The sequence below is a fragment of the Mesorhizobium sp. NFR06 genome (assembly GCF_900115245.1).
In the GTDB taxonomy this organism is placed as follows: Bacteria; Pseudomonadota; Alphaproteobacteria; order Rhizobiales; family Rhizobiaceae; genus Mesorhizobium.
This window is the reverse complement of record NZ_FOVT01000001.1, coordinates 727641-749010: the sequence shown is the minus strand read 5'-3', so window position 1 is coordinate 749010 and position 21370 is coordinate 727641. Positions and strand designations below refer to the sequence as shown.

18 protein-coding genes are annotated in these 21370 nt (G+C 64.9%); 10 read left to right on the top strand and 8 right to left on the bottom strand.

What is annotated here, in order from left to right:
- Positions 1–67 precede the first annotated feature (67 nt).
- The 5 genes from F3H96_RS03535 to F3H96_RS03515 are packed head-to-tail and all read left to right on the top strand — an operon-like array spanning position 68 to position 5280.
- Positions 68–1627, top strand: coding sequence for a sugar ABC transporter ATP-binding protein (locus F3H96_RS03535; protein ID WP_149790528.1), 1560 nt, complete (start codon positions 68–70; stop codon positions 1625–1627).
- Positions 1624–2601, top strand: coding sequence for an ABC transporter permease (locus F3H96_RS03530; RefSeq protein ID WP_149790527.1), 978 nt, complete (start codon positions 1624–1626; stop codon positions 2599–2601). The genes F3H96_RS03535 and F3H96_RS03530 overlap by 4 nt, the downstream gene beginning before the upstream one ends.
- The gene (locus tag F3H96_RS03525; protein WP_149790526.1) at positions 2598–3599 is read left to right on the top strand and encodes an ABC transporter permease; all 1002 of its coding nucleotides are present in this window, start codon (positions 2598–2600) and stop codon (positions 3597–3599) included. The genes F3H96_RS03530 and F3H96_RS03525 overlap by 4 nt, the downstream gene beginning before the upstream one ends.
- A complete protein-coding gene (gene rhaM / locus F3H96_RS03520) occupies positions 3599–3913 on the top strand; it encodes an L-rhamnose mutarotase (protein ID WP_188131265.1) in 315 nt (104 codons plus the stop codon). The genes F3H96_RS03525 and rhaM overlap by 1 nt, the downstream gene beginning before the upstream one ends.
- On the top strand, positions 3910–5280 hold the full coding sequence (locus tag F3H96_RS03515; RefSeq protein WP_149790525.1) for an FGGY-family carbohydrate kinase: 1371 nt from the start codon (positions 3910–3912) through the stop codon (positions 5278–5280). The genes rhaM and F3H96_RS03515 overlap by 4 nt, the downstream gene beginning before the upstream one ends.
- A 5-nt stretch (positions 5281–5285) precedes the next feature.
- On the opposite strand, the gene F3H96_RS03510 is transcribed toward F3H96_RS03515, so the two are convergent.
- Complete coding sequence (locus F3H96_RS03510) at positions 5286–6542, bottom strand: D-amino acid dehydrogenase (RefSeq protein WP_149790524.1); 1257 nt, start codon at positions 6540–6542, stop codon at positions 5286–5288.
- A 100-nt stretch (positions 6543–6642) separates the two neighbouring features.
- The gene (gene galE, locus F3H96_RS03505) at positions 6643–7638 is read right to left on the bottom strand and encodes a UDP-glucose 4-epimerase GalE (protein ID WP_149790523.1); all 996 of its coding nucleotides are present in this window, start codon (positions 7636–7638) and stop codon (positions 6643–6645) included.
- 278 nt (positions 7639–7916) lie between these two features.
- Here galE and hemA point away from each other — a divergent pair, with 278 nt between their 5' ends.
- Positions 7917–9194 carry a 5-aminolevulinate synthase gene (gene hemA / locus F3H96_RS03500; protein WP_149790522.1) on the top strand — a complete coding sequence of 426 codons (1278 nt, stop codon included), beginning with the start codon at positions 7917–7919 and terminating at the stop codon, positions 9192–9194.
- Positions 9195–9345: 151 nt separating this feature from the next.
- On the opposite strand, the gene F3H96_RS03495 is transcribed toward hemA, so the two are convergent.
- Together F3H96_RS03495 and mscL are read right to left on the bottom strand one after the other, a co-directional pair.
- Positions 9346–10512, bottom strand: a complete 1167-nt coding sequence (locus F3H96_RS03495) for a pyridoxal phosphate-dependent aminotransferase (protein ID WP_149790521.1) — start codon at positions 10510–10512, stop codon at positions 9346–9348.
- 110 nt (positions 10513–10622) lie between these two features.
- Complete coding sequence (gene mscL, locus F3H96_RS03490; protein ID WP_149790520.1) at positions 10623–11045, bottom strand: large conductance mechanosensitive channel protein MscL; 423 nt, start codon at positions 11043–11045, stop codon at positions 10623–10625.
- A 239-nt stretch (positions 11046–11284) separates the two neighbouring features.
- On the opposite strand from mscL, the gene F3H96_RS03485 reads away from it, so the two are divergent.
- Complete coding sequence (locus F3H96_RS03485) at positions 11285–14770, top strand: PAS domain-containing hybrid sensor histidine kinase/response regulator (RefSeq protein WP_149790519.1); 3486 nt, start codon at positions 11285–11287, stop codon at positions 14768–14770.
- Between the two features lie 15 nt (positions 14771–14785).
- On the opposite strand, the gene F3H96_RS03480 is transcribed toward F3H96_RS03485, so the two are convergent.
- A complete protein-coding gene (locus F3H96_RS03480) occupies positions 14786–15421 on the bottom strand; it encodes a TetR family transcriptional regulator (RefSeq protein WP_149790518.1) in 636 nt (211 codons plus the stop codon).
- Between the two features lie 85 nt (positions 15422–15506).
- On the opposite strand from F3H96_RS03480, the gene F3H96_RS03475 reads away from it, so the two are divergent.
- Positions 15507–16163, top strand: a complete 657-nt coding sequence (locus F3H96_RS03475) for an O-methyltransferase (RefSeq protein ID WP_149790517.1) — start codon at positions 15507–15509, stop codon at positions 16161–16163.
- A gap of 104 nt (positions 16164–16267) precedes the next feature.
- Positions 16268–17533, top strand: coding sequence for an MFS transporter (locus F3H96_RS03470; RefSeq protein ID WP_149790516.1), 1266 nt, complete (start codon positions 16268–16270; stop codon positions 17531–17533).
- Here F3H96_RS03470 and F3H96_RS03465 read toward each other — a convergent pair.
- A complete protein-coding gene (locus F3H96_RS03465; RefSeq protein WP_149790515.1) occupies positions 17524–18468 on the bottom strand; it encodes a LysR substrate-binding domain-containing protein in 945 nt (314 codons plus the stop codon). The two genes, F3H96_RS03470 and F3H96_RS03465, sit on opposite strands and share 10 nt — an antisense overlap.
- A 141-nt stretch (positions 18469–18609) precedes the next feature.
- Between F3H96_RS03465 and F3H96_RS03460 the strand changes: the two genes are divergently transcribed.
- On the top strand, positions 18610–20121 hold the full coding sequence (locus F3H96_RS03460) for an MFS transporter (RefSeq protein ID WP_149790514.1): 1512 nt from the start codon (positions 18610–18612) through the stop codon (positions 20119–20121).
- A gap of 10 nt (positions 20122–20131) precedes the next feature.
- Here F3H96_RS03460 and F3H96_RS03455 read toward each other — a convergent pair whose 3' ends face one another.
- Positions 20132–20791 (bottom strand): response regulator transcription factor, encoded by a 660-nt coding sequence (locus F3H96_RS03455; protein WP_149790513.1) that lies wholly within the window; start codon positions 20789–20791, stop codon positions 20132–20134.
- A 135-nt stretch (positions 20792–20926) separates the two neighbouring features.
- The gene (locus F3H96_RS03450; protein ID WP_149790512.1) at positions 20927–21364 is read right to left on the bottom strand and encodes a hypothetical protein; all 438 of its coding nucleotides are present in this window, start codon (positions 21362–21364) and stop codon (positions 20927–20929) included.
- Positions 21365–21370 lie beyond the last annotated feature (6 nt).

The following is a 21370-nucleotide window of genomic DNA, read 5'->3' as shown; positions in this document are numbered from 1 at the left end:
AAGCTCATGCGGCGGGACAATTGTCCCGCCGCATCTTCAAACGGACCTCTCAGGGCCTGATACGGATATGGACACGACAGCCCAGCGCAAAGTGGAGACGCAGCCGTCCCTTCGCTCGGGCCCGGCTGCGAGCGCCTCTCCCCGCCTGACGCTGTCGGGCATTTCCAAGAGTTTTCCGGGCGTCCGCGCGCTGCACAATGTCAGCCTGTCGCTCTATCCGGGACAGGTCACTGCGTTGATCGGCGAGAACGGCGCCGGCAAGTCGACGCTGGTCAAGATCATGACCGGCATCTATCAACCCGACTCAGGCGAGATCGGCATAGACGGCGAGGTGACCACGCTGCCCAGCGCGCATGCCGCCTTCGGCCACGGCATCACCGCCATCCATCAGGAAACCGTGCTGTTCGACGATCTGTCGGTCGCCGAAAACATCTTCCTCGGCCATGCGCCACGCACCCGCTTCGGCACCATCGACTGGCGCACCATGCGCAAGAACGCGCGCGAGGTGCTGGAAACGATGCGCGCCGGCCATATCGACGCCGATGCGCGGTTGAAGGACCTCGGCATCGCCAACAAGCACCTCGTGGCCGTAGCCCGCGCGATGTCGATCGATGCGCGCATCGTCATCATGGACGAACCGACCGCCGCTCTTTCGATGAAGGAGATCGAGGAGCTTTTCCTCCTGATCGAATTCCTGAAGAACGAAGGCAAAGCGGTGCTGTTCATCAGCCACAAGTTCGACGAGATCTACCGCATCGCCGACCGCTACACCGTCTTCCGCGACGGCGAGATGGTGGGCGAAGGCCTGCTGAAAGACACCGGCCAGAACGCGATCGTGCGCATGATGGTCGGCCGCAACGTCGACCACATTTTTCCGCAACGCGAGCCGAAGATCGGCGCGCCGGTGCTGTCGGTCTCCGGCCTGTCGCATCCGACCGAGTTCGACGATATCGGCTTCGAATTGCGCAAGGGTGAGATCCTCGGCTTCTACGGCCTCGTCGGCGCCGGGCGCAGCGAGGTGATGCAGGCGATCGCCGGCATCACCCGAACGAGCCGAGGCACCATCTCGCTCGACGGCCGGATGATCGCGCCGAGATCGGCGGCGGATTCGATCGAGGCCGGCATCGTCTATGTGCCGGAAGAACGCGGCAAGCAGGGCGTGGTGATCGGCCTGCCGATCTTCCAGAACGTTTCTCTCCCTTCACTGGCGCGCACCTCCAAGTCCGGCGTGCTGAGGCTGGTGGAAGAGTTCTCGCTCGCCCGCTCCTACACCGAGCGTCTCGACCTGCGCGCCTCCTCGCTCAGCCAGGATGTCGGCACACTTTCCGGCGGCAACCAGCAGAAGGTGGTCATCGCCAAATGGCTGGCGACCACGCCCAAGGTGATCATCCTCGACGAGCCGACCAAGGGCATCGACATCGGCTCCAAGGCCGCCGTGCACGGCTTCATGGCCGAACTGGTCGCGCAGGGGCTTTCGGTGATCATGGTGTCGTCCGAACTGCCCGAAATTCTCGGTATGTCCGACCGCGTCGTGGTCATGCGCGAGGGCCGGATCGCGGCGACCTACGACAACAAGGGCCTTGACGCTGAAACGCTGGTCAGGACGGCAGCGGGGATCGTGGCATGAAGACCTTCCTCAAATATCGCGAGATCTGGCTGCTTGCCGGTATCGTCCTGCTGATCGGCCTGATTTCCACCCGCTTCCCCGGCTTCGCCGAGCCGGCCAATCTGCGCCAGGTGTTCAACGACACCTCGATCCTGATGATCCTGGCGCTGGGACAGATGGTGGTGATCCTGACGCGTTCGATCGACCTGTCGATGGCGTCCAACCTGTGCTTCACCGGCATGGTGGTGGCCATGCTCAACGCCGCGCATCCGGCGATCCCGATTCCGCTGCTGATCGTGATCGCTCTCGCCGTCGGGCTGGTGCTCGGCGCCATCAACGGCTTTTTGGTGTGGCGGCTGAACATCCCGTCGATCGTGGTGACGCTCGGCACACTTACCATCTATCGCGGCGCGACCTTCGTCGTCTCCGGCGGCGCCTGGGTCAATGCCGACCAGATGAGCCCCGGCTTCATCAATTTCCAGCGCGCGGCCTTCCTCGGTCTGCCGGTGCTGTCCTGGATCGCGATCATTGTCATCGCGCTGTTCTTCCTGGCCATGACGCGCACCGCGATCGGCCGCTCGATCCACGCCATCGGCGTCAACCCGACCGCCTCGGTCTATGCCGGCATCGATGTCGGCCGCACCAAGTTCATGGTCTTTTGCATCTCCGGCATGATCGGCGGGCTCGCCGGCTATCTGTGGATCTCGCGCTATGTGATCGCCTCGGTCGAGGTGGCCAACGGCTATGAACTCAACATCATCGCCGCCTGCGTCATCGGCGGCATCTCGATCGCCGGCGGCATCGGCTCGGTCGGCGGCGCGGTGCTCGGCGCGCTGTTCCTCGGCATCATCTCCAACGCGCTGCCGGTCATCAACATCTCGCCCTTCTGGCAGATGGCGATCTCGGGCAGCGCCATCATCCTGGCCGTGGTGCTCAACGCACGCGGCGAACGCCGGCAGGGCCGCATCATCCTGAGAAAGGCGGAAGCGGCATGACCGACACCCCTGCCCCGCGCCACATCCCCGACCGGCTGGACAAGCCGCTCTCGTCAGCGATCTTCTCCTGGGAGGCGCTGCTGGTCGTCATCGCTTCCGCCATCTTCATCGTAAACAGTTTCGCCTCGCCCTATTTCCTCGATCCGTGGTCGCTGTCGGACCTGACGTTCAACTTCACCGAAAAGGGCTTGATCGCGCTCGCGATGGCGCTCTTGATCATCTCCGGCGAAATCGACCTGTCGGTCGCGGCGATCGTGGCGCTCGCCTCGACGATGATGGGCATGGCGGTGCAGGCCGGAGCGGGCACGCCTTTGCTCGCACTGATCGGCATCGTCGTCGGCCTCGGCTGCGGCGCCTTCAACGGGCTGCTCGTCACCCGCCTTGGCCTGCCTTCCATCGTCGTCACCATCGGCACGATGAGCCTGTTCCGCGGCATTGCCTTCATCATCCTCGGCGACCAGGCCTACAAGGGCTATCCGGAAAGCTTCGCCTTCTTCGGCCAGGGCTATGTCTGGTGGGTTTTCTCGTTCGAGCTGGCGCTGTTCCTCGGCGCGGCGCTCATCTACTGGTTCGTGCTGCACCGCACGAGTTTTGGCCGCCGGGTCTTCGCCATCGGCAACAATCCCGTCGCCTGCCAGTTCTCCGGCGTGCGCGTCGACCGCATCAAATTCATCCTGTTTTGCCTGACCGGGCTGATGTCGGGCATCGCCTCGGTGCTCATCACTTCCCGGCTCGGCTCGACAAGGCCGTCGATCGCGCAGGGTTACGAGCTCGAAGCCATCACCATGGTGGTGCTGGGCGGCGTCTCGATCCTCGGCGGCGCCGGCAGCATTCTGGGCGTCGTGCTCGCCGCCTTCATCATGGGGCTGGTGACGTTCGGCCTCGGCCTGCTCAACGTTCCCGGCATCGTCATGTCGATCTTCATCGGTTTGTTGCTGATCATCGTCATCGCGCTGCCGATCGTCTGGCGGCGGCTGCGCGAAGGACGCTTCGCCTGATGGAGAAATACGCCTTCAAGATGAAGCTAAATCCCGGCATGAAGGCCGAATACAAGCGCCGCCACGACGAGATCTGGCCGTCGCTTGTCGCGCTTTTGAAGCAGGCCGGCGTCTCCGATTATTCGATCCATCTCGACGAGGAGACCAACATCCTGTTCGGCGTGCTGTGGCGGCGAGACGACCACAGCATGGCCGATCTGCCGCGACATCCGGTGATGCAGAGCTGGTGGGCGCATATGGCCGACGTCATGGAGACGAAGGCCGACAACGAGCCGGTGGCGGTGCCGCTGGAAACCATGTTCCATATGGAATGAGCGCGCTTCGTACCATCGCCGTCATCGACATCGGCAAGACCAACGCCAAGGTGGCGCTGGTCGATCTCGCGACGCGGAGCGAGGTCGCGCTGCGCCGAACGGCGAACACGCCGGTCAAGCAGGCCCCCTACCCGCATCACGATGTCGAGGCGCTGTGGACGTTCATCCTCAACAGCCTGGCCCATCTCAACAGCGAACGGCGAATCGACGCCATATCGATCACCACGCATGGCGCGACCGGCACACTGGTCGACGCGTCCGGCGAACTGGCGCTGCCGGTGCTCGACTATGAATTTGACGGGCCCGACCGGCTCGCCGCGGACTATGACGCGGTCCGCCCGCCTTTCGCCGAGACCGGCACGCCGCGGCTGCCGCTCGGCCTCAATCTCGGCGCGCAGTTCTTCTGGCAGCAGCAGCGGTTCCCGGCGGACTTCGCCAGGACCGCCGCGATGCTGATGTATCCGCAATATTGGGCGCTGCGGCTGACCGGCGTCGCCGCCAACGAAGTCACGTCGCTGGGCTGCCACACCGATCTGTGGAGCCCCTGGACGTCCGATTACTCGTCGCTGGTCGACAGGATGGGCTGGCGCCGCCTGATGGCGCCGGTGCGGCCGGCGAAAGACCGGCTCGGACCCATACTGCCGGCGATTGCGCGGCGGACAGGGCTCGCCCCGCGAACGCCCGTGTTCTGCGGCCTCCACGATTCCAACGCCTCGCTGCTGCCGCATCTGCTGGCCGATAGTCCGCCCTTCTCCGTCGTCTCGACCGGCACCTGGGTGGTGTCGATGGCGGTGGGCGGCAGGAGGGTGGTACTCGATCCGGCGCGCGACACGCTGGTCAACGTCAATGCGCTCGGCGATCCCGTGCCTTCGGCTCGCTTCATGGGCGGGCGCGAATTCTCGCTGCTGACCGATGGCCAGCCGCAGGAATGGATCGATGACGATGTTGCGGCCGTGCTGGCACGGCAGGTACTGCTGCTGCCTTCGACACAGCTGGGTTCCGGACCCTTTCCGCATCGCGACGCACAGTGGGTCAACGCCGAGAACTTAAGCCCCGGCCAACGCATTGCGGCCATCTCGTTCTATCTGGCGCTGATGACCGCTACCTGCCTGGAACTGATCGGTGGCGACGGAGCGACGACCGTCGAAGGACCTTTCGCGCGTAACCCGCTTTTCATCAGCATGCTGGCGGCGGCGACGGAAAGGCCGGTCGTTGCATCGGAGACGTCGACCGGAACCAGCATCGGCGCCGCGCTGCTGGCTGCTGACGGCGCGCCTGCAATGAGCAAGGGCGAATGGACCGAGCCGCCGACCGAACGCAGTTGGGGCGAATACGCGGCGGCGTGGCAGCAAGCTGCCAGCGCCTAGATACGTCAGCGCGCTGTCCCATAAAGCAAACCCTGCGGATCGATCTGCGGCTTGCGGCCGGCAACGACGTCGGCCAGGAATTGTCCGGATCCGCAGGCCATCGTCCAGCCGACATGGCCGTGGCCGGTGTCTAGATAGAGGTTGCGGTATTTCGCCTGGCCGATGACGGGAACCGAGTTCGGCATCATCGGCCTCAGCCCGGCCCACAGCACCGCCTTCTTCTCGTCGAAGGCGCCCGGGAAAAGGTCCTTGCCGGTGTCCAGGATGGTTCTGAAATCGCGTGGCTTGAAGCTGCGGTCGAAGCCGGTGAACTCGGCCGTCGAGGACATGCGCAGGCGGTTGCCCAGTCTGGAGTAGCCGATCAGCCGGTCCTCGTCGGCGCCGCCCATGGTCGGCCCCTTGCTCTCGTCCTCGAGCGGAATGGTCGCGGTATAACCCTTCACCGGATAAACCGGCAGGTCGATGCCATAGCGGCGGCCGAGCAGCCCGCTTTCCGGCCCCAGGGAGATGACGATGGCGTCGCCGGCAATCGGACCAGCCGAGGTCATCACCGCGCGTACCCGATCGCCCTCGATGTCGAGACCTTCGACCGTCGTGCCGAACAGGAATTTGACGCCGAGCTCTTCGGCCGCATAGGCGGCGAGCTTATCGGTGAACTGCTTGGAATCGCCGGTCTGGTCGATCGGGGAGTAGATGCCGCCGGCGATCTTGTCCTTCACGCCGGCAAGGCCGGGCTCCAGCTCGACCAGACGCTCGCGGCCGACGATCTCGATCGGCAGGCCGTGCTCGGCCAGATAGCGGTAATTGTCGGTGCCGGTGTCGAGGCTCTTCTGCGAGCGAAAGAAGTAGAGAATGCCTCGCTTGCGCTCGTCGTAACTAATGCCGGTCGCCTCCGACAGCGCGTTGATGCAATCGCGCGAATGGAGCGCCAGCCTCAGCTTGATGTCGGTGTTGGCGCGCAGCCGCTTGACCGTGCATTCGCGTAGGAAACGCAGGCTCCAGGCATAAAAATAAGGATCGAGGCGCAGCCTGACCTTGATGCCGAGGTCGTGGTTCCAGAGCGCGCGCAGGAAGGTCTTCAGCGCCGCGGGCGAGGCCCAGGCGGTGGCGTCGCCCGGCGACACCAGGCCGGCGTTCGACTGGCTGGTGCCGCGCGCCGCCGCGTCATGGCGCTCGACCACAGTCACCTCGTGACCGTCTTTAGCCAGATAGTAGGCGGCCGCCGTGCCAACCACGCCGGCGCCAAGAACCAGGATTTTCATGCCGTCCCTCGAGGATCATGCGGGCGGCCCCTTTGCGCGCCGCCCGAATGTGCCTCAATAGCGCGTAAGAACGCACGCTGCGAGCCCTTGGCCCAACAGCTCAGTTTCGAACGGAGTTCTTGGTCGTGAGAATGCGCTCCCACGCCAGCGCGTCGTTGACGATCAGGTCGAGATCGTCGCGCTGCGGCGTCCAGCCGAGCTCCTTGCGGGCAAGCTCGGAATTGGCGACCACCGCGGCGGCATCGCCGGGCCGGCGGTCGCCCATGCGGACATCGAAGTCATGGCCGAAGGCGCGACGCACGCTGTCGATCACCTCGAGCACGGAATAGCCGTGGCTGTAGCCGCAATTCGCGACGAGGCTCTTCCCCCCGTCGCGCAGCCGCTGCAGCGCCAGCCGGTGCGCCGCGGCAAGGTCGCTGACATGGATGTAATCGCGCATGCAGGTGCCGTCCGGGGTCGGATAGTCGTTGCCGAAGACCTGCATGAAGGGGCGCTTGCCGAGCGCGGTCTCGCAGGCGACCTTGATCAGATGCGTAGCGCCCGGCGTCGACTGTCCCGTGCGGCCCTTGGGATCGGCGCCGGCGACGTTGAAATAGCGCAGCGCCGTATAGCGGATGTCGTGCGCAAGCGCCGCGTCGCGCAGCATCCATTCGCTCATCAGCTTGGAAAGGCCATAGGGCGATTCCGGCGCCAGGCGGGCATCCTCGCGCACCGGCTCCAGGCCGGCTCCGCCATAGACGGCGGCGGTGGAGGAGAAGATGAAGTGCGGCACGCCTTCGCGCACGGCGGTTTCGATCAGCGTGCGGGTCTTGCTGGTGTTGTTCTCGTAATAGGCAAGCGGATCGGCGACCGATTCCGGCACCACGATCGAGCCGGCGAAGTGGATGATGGCGTCGACCTTGTTGTCGCGGATGATTTGGCCGACAAGCTCCCGGTCGGCGACATCGCCGACGACGAGCTTCGCTTCCGGCGCCACCGCCCATTCGAAGCCGGTGGAAAGCCGGTCGAGAACCACCACGCTGTCGCCGGCGTCGAGAAGCTCCCAGACCATGTGGCTGCCGATATAGCCGGCACCGCCCGTCACCAAAACCGTCATCTTTTTCCCTCGCTGATCAAGATTTAAAGGAAACTGTCTCAACAGCTGCCTTGCTGGAAACCCCGCCGCAAGCCCTTTACCCTCCCGAATGTTAAGTCCGTAACAGTTCCTCCCGCCCGAGGCATCGTATCGAAACAAATCTGGTTCACACCCCCGGGAATAGGCCACGATCCGGCGTCGTTAGGAACAGGGCCAAGGCGTGGCATTTTGACCGGTTGGGCCCGGTGGACGCGGCATGGGGCTGTGACTATGATCCGGCCTAAAATTGGGAAGTCGACATGAACTACCAGCGGTTCTTCGAGGATGCGATCGACCAGCTCCATGCCGAGCGCCGCTACCGCGTCTTCGCCGACCTCGAGCGCATCGTGGGCAAGTTCCCGCGCGCCATATGGCGTTCCAACGGCCGCGCCCAGGAAATCACCGTATGGTGCTCCAACGACTATCTCGGCATGGGCCAGAACGCGGACGTCATCGCCGCCTTCCAGAACGCCGCCGGCAAGATGGGGTCGGGCGCCGGCGGCACCCGCAACATTTCCGGCACGTCCAACCGGCTGGTCGAGCTCGAGCATGAGCTGGCCGACCTGCATGACAAGGAAGCAGCCCTTGTGTTCACCTCCGGCTTCGTCTCCAACGAAGCCTCGATCTCGACCATCGCCAGGCTCTTGCCCAACTGCCTGATCATCTCGGACGAGCTCAACCATGCCTCGATGATCGAAGGCGTGCGCCGCTCGGGCGCCGAAAAGAAGATCTTCCGCCACAACGACGTCGCGCATCTGGAAAGCCTCTTGCAGGCCGCCGGGCGCGAGCGCGCCAAGCTGATCGTGTTCGAAAGCGTCTATTCGATGGACGGCGACATCGCCCCGATCAAACAGATCGTCGAGCTGGCCGAGCGCTACAACGCCATGACCTATATCGACGAGGTCCATGCCGTCGGCATGTACGGCGCGCGCGGCGGCGGCATCACCGAACGCGAAGGCCTGGCCGACCGCATCGACATCATCGAGGGCACTCTGGCCAAGGCCTTCGGCACGCTGGGCGGATATATCACCGGCACGAGCGCGGTGATCGACGCCGTGCGCTCCTACGCTCCGGGCTTCATCTTCACCACCGCGCTGCCGCCGGCGATCGCGGCGGCCGCCACCACGTCGATCCGGCATCTGAAGCGCTCGCAGGCCGAGCGCGAGGCGCAGCAGCGCCAAGCGACACGCACCAAGCAGGTGCTTGCCGCGGCGGGCTTGCCGGTGATGGAATCGGCCACCCATATCGTGCCGGTGCTGGTCGGCGACCCCGAACTTTGCAAGATGGCGAGCGACCGCCTGCTCGGCGTGCACGGCATCTACATCCAGCCGATCAACTATCCGACGGTGCCGCGCGGCACCGAGCGGCTGCGCATCACGCCGACGCCGTTCCATTCGGACGCGCTGATCGCCGAATTGCAGGATGCGCTGGTCGAGACCTGGGACGCGCTGGGCATTCCCTATGGTGCGGCCGGCAGGCCTGCCATCGCCAAGACCGATCGGATCATTCCCTTGCTGGTGCCCAAGTCAGGCGGGTGAAGCCCGTTTGAAACTCTACTCCGACGGCCATCTGACGCGGTTTTCTGCGCTTCCGGTGCTCACGGACCTAAATGTCCGTTGCGCTCCGGCTCTCGAAACCGACGCCAGCTGACTCGCCAGAGCGAGTTTCAATTCGGGCTTCATCGTCGGTTTAGAGCGCCTTCATCCATTTCGCCAGGCGATGCGCCGCTTCCTCGAGCTGGTCGAGGCGGCGGTGGAAGCATAGCCTGAGGAAGGCTTCGCCACCGGGGCCGAAGGCGGTGCCGGGCGCCAGGCCGACATTGGCGTTGTCGACAATGTCGAAGGCGGCGGTGCGGGAATCGGTGATGCCGTCGACCTTGAAAAACAGGTAGAAGGCGCCCTGCGGCACGGTCAAACGCGCCCTGCCGGTGGCACCCAAGATATCGCAGACGAGATCGCGTGCGGCACGCGCGCGCTCCACTTGTTCGGCGATGAAGCCGTCGCCCTCATCGAGGGCGACGACCGCGCCGCGCTGCATGAACTGCGCGACCCCCGAGGTCGAGTACTGGATCAGGTTTTCGAACACCTGCTGCAAGGCAGGATGGGTCTTGATCCAGCCGACGCGCCAGCCGGTCATCGCCCAATTCTTGGAGAAGCTGTTGACGAACAGGATGCGGTCCTCGTCCGTGGCCACATCGAGGAAGGACGGCGCGCGGCCGTGGCCATAGTGGAACAGCGAATAGATCTCGTCGGCGATGATCCAGAGGCCCTTTTTGCGGGCAAGATCGAGGATCGCTTTCAGTGTCTCGCTGTCGGCCGTCCAGCCGGTCGGGTTCGACGGCGTGTTGATGAACAAGAGCTTCGTCCGCGGCGTGATCGCGGAGGCGATCTTGTCGACATCGCAGGACCAGCCATTGCCGGACCGGTCGAGCGTGACCGGCACCGGCACGGCACCCGCCACACCGGCGGCGGCGGCGAAATTCGGCCAGGCCGGCGAGAGGTAAATCACCTCGTCGCCGCTGCCGGCGATCGCGTCGATGCTCAGTTGGATGGCATGCATGCCGGACCCGGTGACGATGAACTCTTCCTCGGCGAAGCTCCTGCCGAAATGCCTGGCGTAATAACGCGCGAGCGCCTGCCTGAGCGCGGGGATGCCCTTCTGCCAGGTATAGAACGTCTCGCCATCGGCCAGCCCCTTGGCGGCGGCATCGCTGATGAAGGAAGGCGTCGGCAGGTCACCCTCACCGGCCCAGAGCGGGATCAGGCCTTCGCGCAGGCGGCCGTGGTTGACGACAGCGACGATGCCGCTTTCAGGCGCCGCGCGGGCCTCGGTTCGCAACGTCTGGATCAGGGTCATGCAAGAATCCGTCCGGTTTTCCACGACTGCTAACGTCTTTTACGACAGCCGCAAACAGAAAACCCCGGCCGCGAACGGCCGGGGTTTTGGTCCAGAGCGCTCGTTCTGCGTTATCTCTTGGCGAGCAGATCGCGGATTTCGGTCAGAAGCTGCACATCGGCAGGCGGCGGGGCCGCGGCGGCGGCAGGCTTCTCGCTCTCCAGCCGCCTGCGCAGATTGTTCACCGCCTTGACCATCAGGAAGATGATGAAGGCAAGGATCAGGAAGTTCAGCACGACGGTGATGAAGCTGCCATAGGCGAAGACGGCGCCCTCTTTCTTGGCATCGGCCAGCGTGGCTGAATGGACGTTCGAGGACAGCCCGAAGAAGTAATTGTTGAAGTCCAGCCCGCCGAAAATCGCGCCGACGATCGGCATGATGATGTCGTTGACCAGCGAGTCGACGATCTTGCCGAAGGCCGCGCCGATGATGACGCCGACGGCCAAGTCCATCACATTGCCCTTGGAAATGAATTCCTGGAATTCTTTCAGCATTCGACCCTCCTTGCCATGACGGGCCGCGCTGCCGCCTCACCCCTCCTCGGCGCCGGCCCAAGTCAACATAACAAAAACCCCCGGTTGCAAAACTGGAAAAACAGCGAAGGCACCGGTTTGTGTTTACCCAGCGTCATCAACGACATATGCGCCGAAAGCCGCGATGGACTCCGTCTCCAAGCTGTGATTGCGTTTAGCCTGAACCGGATGGGAGACCGGCCAGGGAGGAAATGCGAGCCGTGCAAGGCTGGTTCGTCGTCATCATCGCGATCGCCTATGTGACGCTGCTTTTTGCCATTGCCAGCGTCGGCGACCGCCGCGCATCGACGATCGGCTTTGGCCGGGCGCGGCCGTTCATCTATGCGCTCAGCCTGGCCATCTACTGCACCTCCTGGACCTTCTTCGGCTCGGTCGGCCTGTCTTCCGAGCGCGGCCTCGAATTCCTCGGCATCTATACCGGCCCGGTGCTGGTCTTCACGTTCGGCTTTCCGCTGCTCAATCGCCTGGTCCGGCTGGCAAAGAGCGAGAAGATCACCTCGATCGCCGACCTTCTCGGCGCCCGCTACGGCAAGAGCTTCATCGTCGCGGCGATCGCAACGCTGATCGCGACCGTCGGCGCCGTGCCTTACATCGCGCTGCAGCTCAAGGCGATCTCCGGCTCGGTCAGCCTGATGGTCGAGCACTATACCGGCTCGCCGCCCTCTTTCGATCCGTTTGTCAGCGATATCTCGCTTGTGGTGGCGATGTTGCTGGCGCTCTTCGCGGTGCTGTTCGGCACCCGCCATGCCGACGCCACGGAACATCAGGACGGGCTGGTGCTGGCGGTGGCGGTCGAGACCGTGGTCAAGCTCGCCGCCTTTCTCGCCATCGGCCTAATGGTGATGTTCCTGATCTTCGGCGGCCCTGGCGACATGTTCGCAAAGCTGGCCGCCAACACCCAGGTGCGCCAAGCGACGAGCTACAACACCTCGCTGGCCACCTGGCTGGTGCTGACCGGCCTGAGCGGCTTCGCCATACTGATGCTGCCGCGCCAATTCTATGTCACCATCGTCGAAAACCGCAGCGAGGCGGAACTGCGCACCGCGACCTGGGTGTTCCCGCTCTACCTGGTGGCGATCAACCTCTTCGTGCTGCCGATCGCCTTTGCCGGCCTGTCGCTTGTCGGGACAAAAACCAGCAGCGATCTCTACGTTCTGTCGCTGCCCTTGCTCAGCGGACATGACCTGCTCGCCATGGCCGCCTTCATCGGCGGCCTGTCGGCGGCGACCGCCATGGTGATCGTCGAGAGCGTGGCGCTGTCGATCATGATCTCCAACGATCTCGTCATCCCGCTGTTCGTACGCCGCGTGCTCAAGACCAGTTCTTCGGAGAACGAGGACTGGTCGACGCTGATCCTCAATGTGCGCCGCGCCTCAATCTTCATCATGCTGTTCATCGCCTTCCTCTACTATCGCGGGAGCACCGACAGCGCGCGGCTGTCGTCGATCGGCCTGATGTCGTTCGCGGCGATCGCGCAATTCGCGCCGGCGCTGATCGGCGGGCTGATCTGGCGCCGCGCCAACGGCCGGGGCGCGGCGCTCGGCATGGTCGCCGGCATCGCGGTCTGGGGCTACACGCTGCTCCTGCCCTCGCTCGTCGGCCCCAACGCCGGCATCCTCCTGCACGGCCTGTTCGGCTTCGAGGCGTTGAGGCCGCAGGCGCTGTTCGGCACTGTCGGCGAGCCGCTGAATCACGGCGTGCTGTGGAGCCTCTGCGTCAACACGCTGTTCTTCGTGCTGGGGTCGCTGTCCCGCGCGTCGGTGCCGCTGGAGCGCATCCAGGCGGCGATCTTCGTGCCGCGCGAGGCCGGCCCGATGCCCAGCCTGCGACGCTTCCGCACCGCCGTCACCGTCAACGACCTCAAGGACACGATCTCGCGCTATCTCGGCGTCGAGCGCACCGAGCGCTCTTTCCAGTCCTTCGAGAAGAACGCCAACGTATCGCTCCACGGCAAGGAGCAGGCGAGCATGGATGTCATCCGCTTCTCGGAGCAGTTGCTGGCCAGCGCGGTCGGCTCGTCCTCGGCACGGCTGATCCTGTCGCTGCTCTTCCGCCGCAACGACCGTGATTCCAAGGATGCCTTCAAGCTGCTCGACGACGCCACCGAGGCGCTGCAGCACAATCGCGACTTGCTTCAGATCGCTCTCGACCAGATGGAGCAAGGCATCACGGTCTTCGACCGCGATTTCCGCTTGATTTGCTGGAACCGGCAATACCGGCTCCTGTTCGACTTGCCGGACGAGATGGGCCAGGTCGGCGTTTCGCTGGACCGGATCCTGCGCCATCTCGCCGAACGCGGCGATATTCCCGCCGACCAGCGCGTGACCATGCTCAACCGGCTGACCAGTTTCGCCGGTCCTTGGCAAATGGAATTGAAGACCAGCGGCCGTATCCTGGAACTGCGCTCCAACCCCATGCCCGACGGCGGCATCGTCGCCACCTATGCCGACATTTCCGGCCGCGTCGAACAGGACCTGGCGCTGAAGCGGGCCAATGAATCGCTGGAGCAGCGGGTCAAGACCCGGACCATCGAGCTCACCCGCGTCAACGAAGAGCTGGCGCAGGCGCAGATGCTGGCCGAGGAGGCGAACCTGGGCAAGACGCGTTTCCTCGCCGCAGCCGGCCACGACATCCTGCAGCCGCTAAACGCCGCCCGGCTCTACTGCTCGTCGCTGATCGAGAAGGCCGGCAAGGGACCGGCCGGCAAGGCGGCGGTCAACATCGAATCCTCGCTGGAATCGGTCGAGACCATCCTCGGCGCGGTGCTCGACATCTCGCGCCTCGACGCCGGCGCGATGAAGCCAGAAAATGCCGCCTTCAACCTCGGCGGGCTGCTCGGTCAGATCGGCAATGATTTTCGCCCGCTGGCCGCCGAAAAGAAGCTCGATCTCAAGATCATGCCGTCCTCGCTCGGTGTCATGAGCGACCGCAACCTGTTGCGCCGGCTGATCCAGAACCTGGTCTCGAATGCCATCAAATATACGCGCCAGGGGCGCATCCTGGTTGGCGTCCGGCGGCGCGGCGAGCTGGCCGAAATCCAGGTGATCGACACCGGCATCGGCATTGCCGGCGACAAGCTCAACACCGTCTTCCACGAGTTCACGCGCCTCGACGAAGGCGCCCGCGAGGCCGAAGGCCTTGGCCTCGGGCTATCGATCGTCGACCGCATCGCCCGCGTGCTGAGGCTCGAAATCCGTATCTCCTCCAACCCCGGGAAGGGCACGCGCTTTTCCGTCATCCTGCCTGTTGCGGAGGTCGCGGCGCCGCCGCGCGAGAGCAGCAAGGCGCCTGCCCGCTCCGCCTCGACGCTTGCCGGGCTCAACGTGCTATGCATCGACAATGACGCGCGCATCCTCGACGGCATGCGGCTGCTGCTTGAAGGCTGGGGCTGTCGTGTGGAGACGGCTTCAGGATCGAGCGATCTACTGAAGTCCGGCGCCCCAAAGCCGGACCTCGTGCTTGCCGACTATCATCTCGACGGCAGCACCGGGCTCGATGCGATCGCCGCCCTGCGCGCCGCCTGCGGCCAGGACCTGGCCTGCGTTTTGGTCACCGCCGACCGCTCCAGCGAGGTGCGCGCCGCGGCGAGCAAGCTCGACATCCCGGTAATCAACAAGCCACTGAAGCCGGCGGTGCTGCGCTCGATGATGGCGCGCGTCAGGCCGCTGGCGCCGGCAGCGGAGTAACCTCTGGCGGACCTCTCAGCCTGGATGTCCAAGACTTCCCAGATAAGCGCAGAACATGTCGGCGAGCGCCTCGGAATAGGCTTCGATTTCGCCAGCCGTTCGCTGCTTTTCCGAAAAATCGGCTCCGACGGCGGTCAGCGTCTTGATGATCAATTCGCCGGCCAGGGTACGGACCGGGTCGGGCGCATCAGGCAAGGTCTCGCGCATGAAGGCTTCGACGGAGCGGTAAGCCATCGCCCTTGTCGCTTCAGCCTCCGGCGCATCGCGATAGAGGGGCGCCGCGTCGTTGAGCGCGCCACGCACCGCCGCCTCCTCGCACTCCGAGTGGATGAAGGCATGGACCAGCGTCCTCATCCGATCGAGCGGCGATAGCTCGACGTTTTCGAGAATGCAGCACAAGAGCTCGGTCGTCTGGCGCCATTCGTCGCTTTGCAGGCGGAACAGAAGCGCGGCCTTGTTCGGGAAATACTGGTAGAGCGAGCCGACGCTGACGCCCGCCTTTTCCGCCACGCGCGTGGTGGTGAAACGCTGGGCGCCTTCACTTGCCAAAACCTGAGCAGCTGCCTGCAGAATGGCCGCGACGGGCTCGGTGGCGCGCGCCTGCTTCGGCTGTTTTCGGGTGGAAATTGAAGGGCTTGGGCGTTGCATCATGGCCGCGCGCGGAAATGCGAATTGGAAAGCTGAAGGATTATTCGTATTTCTTGACGCAACGCAAGAACCCACCCGGAGACACCCCATGAGCACCCTGACCGGAACCCCGCTCGCCCCGCTGCTCGCCCGCCTGTTCAAGGAAGCCAATGCTGCCACCAGCCCGGCGATCGCCCGGTACTCGCGCGAGGAACGGGCACGCCTCGTCAACAGCAAAACCGAATATCGTCAGTTCTACGGCAGCCTGAAGGACCTGTGGCTTGCGGTCTCGCTGGAGACCGGCACGCTGCTCTACATGCTGGCGCGCAGCACCGGCGCGCGCATCATCGTCGAGTTCGGCACCTCGTTCGGGATCTCGACGCTCTATCTCGCCGCGGCGCTGCGCGACAATGGCGGCGGCCGACTGATCACGACGGAATTCGAACCATCCAAGGTGGTGCGGGCCAAGTCCAATCTAACGGAAGGCGGCCTCATCGACCTGGTGGAGATCCGCGAGGGCGATGCGCTGGAAACGCTAAGCGCCGACCTGCCCGAGCGAATAGACCTCCTGCTGCTCGACGGCGCCAAGGCGCTCTATCCGGAGGTATTGAGCCTGGTCGAGAGCCGGCTCAGGCCCGGAGCGCTGGTCATCGCCGACAATGCCGACTTCTCGCCCGAATATCTGGCGCGGGTGCGCTCGCCGGCGGGCGGTTACATGTCGATGCCGTTCGGCGACGACGTGGAGCTTTCGATGCGACTCAACTGAGCGCGGTCCAACAACAACCAATGCTGCTCGTCGAGCGGCCGTAGGCGTTTACGTCAACCAACGCGCAATCCCGGCCTTCGGGCCTTCGACGCGTAGGTGACATCATGACCATTCTCCCAACGTCTTGGCGCGGACTGCCGCGCCCGACCCTGCTTGGCCTGTTCCTGTTTTTCTGCGCCGGTTTCGCCGATGGGGCGCTGGTGCCCTTCTTTCCGCTCTGGGCGAGCAGCGAGGCGAACATCCCGACCGGCGCCATCGGCTTGCTGTTTGCCTGCTATGCCGGCGGCGAATTGATCGCCGCGCCGCTGATCGGCGGCATCGCCGACCGGATCGGCCGGCGGCCGGTGCTGATCTTGTCCTCGCTCGGCGTCGGCTGCGGCTTCATCGCGCTGTCCTTCGTCCATGGCGTCGCCGCCACCGCGATCGTGCTGCTTCTCACCGGCATGTGCGAATCCGTGCTCCATCCGACCATCCTCACCGCGATCGCCGATGTGACGGAGCCGTCAGCGCATCCGCGCTGGTTCGGCATGGCGCGGGTAAGTTCGAGCGCCGGGCAGATCCTCGGACCGGCCTGCGGCGCGCTGCTGGCACTGGTTTCGCTCGGCAGCGTGTTCCTGGCCGGCGGCGGTATGCTGCTGCTCGGCGGCATCGTCATGCTCGTCGCACTTGCCGAGACAGCCGGCAACGGGGACGGCGCGGGCGGTACCGACGAAACGGAGGAAGAGGAAGGCCTGTCGGCGCTGCTGCCGGCCTTCCGCGACGGCCGCCTGGCAAAACTGCTCGGCTGGGTCGTGCTCTTCGAAATCTCCGGTAACTGGATCGAAGCCGTGATCCCGCTCTATGCGCAGGATGCCGGCACGCTCAGCCCATCCGGTGTCGGCGCGCTGTTTGCCTATGCGGCCGCCTTGACGGTCGGATTGCAGATGCTGGTGAGCCGGTTTGCCGAGACCCGATCCGCGCTCTGGCTGACGGTTGGCGCCGGAATCTCGACCATCGCCGCTTTTGCGCTGCTGGCGGCTTCGCCGGCGGTGGTCTCGCTGATCGCGGCCGTCAGCCTGTGCGCGGTGGCGCAGATGCTGGTCGGGCCGCTGGTGCCGACCGCGGTCAATGCGCTGGCGCCGTCGGCGCGACGCGCCTCCTACATGGCGGCCTCATCGGTGGCGGTCGACCTCAAGGACTCGCTCGGGCCTTCGATCGGCACAGCGCTCTACGCTCTGGCGCCGCGCCTGCCCTGGGTCGCTGGCATTCCGCTGGTGGCGATCGCCTCGCTCGGCCTTGGCGCGGCGATCGGACAGGCGCGCAGCTCTGCGGGTCCGTCCGAGGGCGGAGCCATGCCGCAAGCAGGCGCGGCCGTCGAAAACTATCGCTGAGATGCTCCTTCGGCATCACGGCCAGGGCCGACATGATCGGCAGCCAGCCGCGAGTTGCGGAACCGGGGCCGTGCAGTGTTGGCCAATGCCGCTGGACGGTGCTCGCGAAACGCCATGGCAAGCGTGCGCAATGCCTCGCGCGATTGGGCATCGGAGAGTGTGGAAAGCAGCACGATCTGCGACGGCGGCAATGGCGGCAGGCCGAACTTGCGGCTGACCTCGATGGTGCCGGGCGGCGCCAGCCGGCGGGAAAAGACCGACGCGGCAAGACCGGCCGAAACCGCCTCGGCAACGGCAAATGAGCCGCAGCCGAGGAAGACTTCCGTCCACGGTATGCCGGCGGCATCGAGCGCGCCGGTGGCAATGTTGCGGATGCCGCAGGACGGCGCGGAGGCGGCCAGCCGCAGCGGTTCGTCGGCGCGGTAGACGAAGTCGGGCGCGGCATACCAGCCATAATGGTCCGGCGCCAGCACCTCGCCGTCGCGGCGGTCGTCCTCACGGCGGATGATTGCGGCATCAAGCTCGCCGCGATCGAAGGCGTTGAGCAGTTCGCGCGAATCGTCGAGGCGCATTTCGATGGTGAGTGCCGGGTCATGCGCACCGAGCCGCGCCAGCAAGGTCGGCACTTCGGCGCCGCCGACATGGGTGGCGATGCCGAGCCTGAAGCGGCGGCGAACAGTGCTGAGGCTGGCAACCGCGCGATCATGCGCGGCAAGCAGCTCGCGCGCTGGCTCCAGAAACACGGCGCCTCTGGCCGAGAGGCGCACCAGCCGCGGCGTCCGTTCGATTAGTTTTTCGCCGATCCTCTCCTCCAGCCGCTTCAGCTTGACGCTGATCGCACCCTGCGTGCTGCCGAGAGCCTCGGCGGCGCGCGTGAAACTGCGCAGGTCAGCGACGGCAATGAAGGCCTTCACCGCATCTACGTCCAGCGTCATGTCAGCTATCTCGTTTTGTTGTCACTGAAATAGCCAACCATGCAATTCTAAAATGATCAAGCCTCCTCTAACTTGAGTTGAGAGGGCGGCGGCGACCGCCATCGGATTAGTCCCGCCCGAGAGATTTCGAGAGGCTTGATCATGACAACTGTCCTCACCCGCCGAGGCATCGTCGTTCTGTTCGCCGCATGTCTTGCCTGCCTGATGTTCGGGCTGGAGATCTCCAGCGTCCCCACCATCCTGCCGACGCTGGAGCAGGTGCTCGATGCCGATTTCAGGCAGTTGCAATGGGTGATGAACGCTTACACGATCGCCGTCACCACGGTGCTGATGGCGGTCGGCACCATCGCCGATCGTTATGGGCGCAAGCGCGTCTTCCTGGTTTCGATCGCCGCCTTCGGGCTCACCTCGCTGATCTGCGGCCTGGCGGGCAACGTCTCGACGCTGATCGTGGCACGGTTTCTGCAAGGGTTGAGCGGCGGCGCGATGCTGATCTGCCAGCTCGCCGTGCTGTCGCATGAGTTCCAGGAAGGCCGAGAGCGCGCCGTGGCCTGGGGCTGGTGGGGCGTGGTCTTCGGCATCGGCCTTGGCTTCGGCCCGATCGTCGGCGGCGGCATCGTCGCCATGTCGAGCTGGCAGTGGGTGTTCCTCATCCATGTGGCGGTCGCGATCGTCGCCTTCGCGCTTGCGCTCGCCGGCGTCCATGAATCGAAGGACCCGCAGGCGGGCAGGTTGGACCTGACCGGCATCCTGACCTTGTCGCCTGCCGTCTTCTGCCTCGCCTTCTACATCACCCAGGGACCGGAGCTTGGCTTCGCCAGCCCGGCCGCCCTGGCGATCCTTGGCCTGTCGGTCGCGAGCTTCGTTGCGTTCCTCGTTGCCGAAAGGGTCAGCAAGCGGCCGATGTTCGACTTTTCGGTGTTCCGCATCCGGCCGTTTTCAGGGGCCATCGTCGGCTCGGCGGCGATGAACCTCAGCTATTGGCCGTTCATGATCTATCTGCCGATCTGGTTTCATGCCGGGCTTGGTCTGGACAGCTTCTCCACCGGCCTGGCCTTGCTTGCCTACACGCTGCCGACGCTGGTCATGCCGCCCTTGGCCGAGCGGCTTTCGCTGCGCTACCGGCCGGGCCTCATCGTCCCGACGGGGCTTGCGACCATCGGCGTCGGCTTCATGCTGATGAAGTGGGGCAGCGCTGCGGCCCACGCCGGTTGGCTGACCATGCTGCCGGGTTGTCTGGTCGCCGGCGCCGGCCTTGGCATCACCAACACGCCGGTGACCAACACGACGACAGGCTCGGTTTCGCGGGATCGCGCCGGCATGGCGTCCGGCATCGACATGAGCGCACGCATGATCTCGCTTGCCGTGAACATCGCCGCAATGGGTTTCATCCTGGCGAGCGGCGTGCTCTCGCATCTGAGGGCCGCGCTGCCCGATCTCGACGGCGCAAAGCTCTATCGGTTCGCCGAAGCGATCGCGGCCGGCAATCCGGTGCCGGGGCTGCCGGACAAGGTCGCGCATGACGCGCTGGCAAACGGCTTCGGCTGGGTGATGCTTTATGGCGGCATCGGCGTCTGGATCATGGCGGCCATCGGCTTTGCGGTCTTCGGGGCACGGCCGGTGCGGCAGGCAGCGGTCCAGTGCTCCGATTGAGGCGAACCGATCAACCTACCGGTTGCAGCGGGTCACCGCCGATCTTCGAGAGCTGGATGACCGCCTGGGTGCGGCTGTCGACGCCGAGCTTCTGCAGGATGGCCGAGACATGCGCCTTGATGGTCGCCTCGGAGACGCCAAGCTCGTAGGCGATCTGCTTGTTGAGCAGGCCTTCGGCCAGCATGCCGAGCACCCGCGTCTGCTGCGGCGTCAGCGCCTGCAGGCGCTTGATCAAGTCGGAGATCTCCGGGTCGCGTTCGACGCCGAGTTCGATGCCGGAAGGCGCGGCGATATCGCCGGCAAGCACCGCCCGCACGGCGCCGCGTATCTCCTCCATGCTGGCCGATTTGGAAATGAAGCCGGAAGCGCCGAGGTCGAGGGCGCGGCGGATGGTGACGGGATCGTCATGCGCCGACACCACCACCAGCGGCACCGCCGGATCGATGCCGCGCAGCGAGATCAGCCCGGAGAGGCCGCTGGCGCCCGGCATCGACAGGTCGAGCAACACCATGTCGACGTCCTCGTTGGCAAGGACCAGCGCCTTGGCGCTTTCGAAATCGCCGGCTTCGTGGATGGCAGCAACGTCGCCGATCCCGGCCAACGCCTCCTTCAAGGCGCCGCGAAAAAGCGGATGGTCATCGGCGATGACGAAAGTGTGGCCCGACGCCAAATATCCCTCCCCGATCCCATCATGATTATCTGCTTCTTGCGGGGACCAGAATGATTATGCGGCGGCGCGCCGCGTTTTCAAGCGGCAAAGGCCGCGCGCGGGGTTTTCCCCAGGGTGGCTCGGTCGCCCCGACACTCAGGTCTTCTGCTGGTTCAGCTTGGTGCCGCCGTCGCCGTCTTCCTTGTCCATGTCCTTGACGATGTCCTTGAAGGTCCGGAAGAAGCGCTCCATGTAGCCAAGCGCCCTGTTGAAATCCTCTTCGCTCGGCAGGTTGGATTCGAGCCGGGCGGAAGGCGAGTTCTCGAGCTTGGTGACACGCTCGTCGAGCGCCTTTACCGAATTTTGCAGCCGGTCGATCTCGTCCTGGTAGGCGGCACGCTCGTCGGTCGCCATCTTACAGACCAGCTGGCCGGAGCGCTCCTCGCATACCGACATGGCGCCGGTCCGGGTGTCCATGCGGACATAGCCATTGGCCGACTTCTCCAGCCGGTAGCGGTCGGTCTCCTCCGAATAGGCGGAAGCGGCAACCAGGGAGCATAGCGCCGCGGGGATCAGGATGTGCTGAAGACGCATATTGTC

What these genes read in the sequence shown, in the direction of transcription:
- hemA (WP_149790522.1), top strand. Translation starts at nt 7,917, where the DNA reads ATGAACTACCAGCGGTTCTTCGAGGATGCGATCGACCAGCTCCATGCC.
- F3H96_RS03475 (WP_149790517.1), top strand. Translation starts at nt 15,507, where the DNA reads ATGAGCACCCTGACCGGAACCCCGCTCGCCCCGCTGCTCGCCCGCCTG.
- F3H96_RS03465 (WP_149790515.1), bottom strand. Translation starts at nt 18,468, where the DNA reads ATGACGCTGGACGTAGATGCGGTGAAGGCCTTCATTGCCGTCGCTGAC.
- galE (WP_149790523.1), bottom strand. Translation starts at nt 7,638, where the DNA reads ATGACGGTTTTGGTGACGGGCGGTGCCGGCTATATCGGCAGCCACATG.
- F3H96_RS03495 (WP_149790521.1), bottom strand. Translation starts at nt 10,512, where the DNA reads ATGACCCTGATCCAGACGTTGCGAACCGAGGCCCGCGCGGCGCCTGAA.
- rhaM (WP_188131265.1), top strand. Translation starts at nt 3,599, where the DNA reads ATGGAGAAATACGCCTTCAAGATGAAGCTAAATCCCGGCATGAAGGCC.
- F3H96_RS03510 (WP_149790524.1), bottom strand. Translation starts at nt 6,542, where the DNA reads ATGAAAATCCTGGTTCTTGGCGCCGGCGTGGTTGGCACGGCGGCCGCC.
- F3H96_RS03460 (WP_149790514.1), top strand. Translation starts at nt 18,610, where the DNA reads ATGACAACTGTCCTCACCCGCCGAGGCATCGTCGTTCTGTTCGCCGCA.
- mscL (WP_149790520.1), bottom strand. Translation starts at nt 11,045, where the DNA reads ATGCTGAAAGAATTCCAGGAATTCATTTCCAAGGGCAATGTGATGGAC.
- F3H96_RS03525 (WP_149790526.1), top strand. Translation starts at nt 2,598, where the DNA reads ATGACCGACACCCCTGCCCCGCGCCACATCCCCGACCGGCTGGACAAG.
- F3H96_RS03515 (WP_149790525.1), top strand. Translation starts at nt 3,910, where the DNA reads ATGAGCGCGCTTCGTACCATCGCCGTCATCGACATCGGCAAGACCAAC.
- F3H96_RS03535 (WP_149790528.1), top strand. Translation starts at nt 68, where the DNA reads ATGGACACGACAGCCCAGCGCAAAGTGGAGACGCAGCCGTCCCTTCGC.
- F3H96_RS03530 (WP_149790527.1), top strand. Translation starts at nt 1,624, where the DNA reads ATGAAGACCTTCCTCAAATATCGCGAGATCTGGCTGCTTGCCGGTATC.
- F3H96_RS03470 (WP_149790516.1), top strand. Translation starts at nt 16,268, where the DNA reads ATGACCATTCTCCCAACGTCTTGGCGCGGACTGCCGCGCCCGACCCTG.
- F3H96_RS03450 (WP_149790512.1), bottom strand. Translation starts at nt 21,364, where the DNA reads ATGCGTCTTCAGCACATCCTGATCCCCGCGGCGCTATGCTCCCTGGTT.
- F3H96_RS03480 (WP_149790518.1), bottom strand. Translation starts at nt 15,421, where the DNA reads ATGATGCAACGCCCAAGCCCTTCAATTTCCACCCGAAAACAGCCGAAG.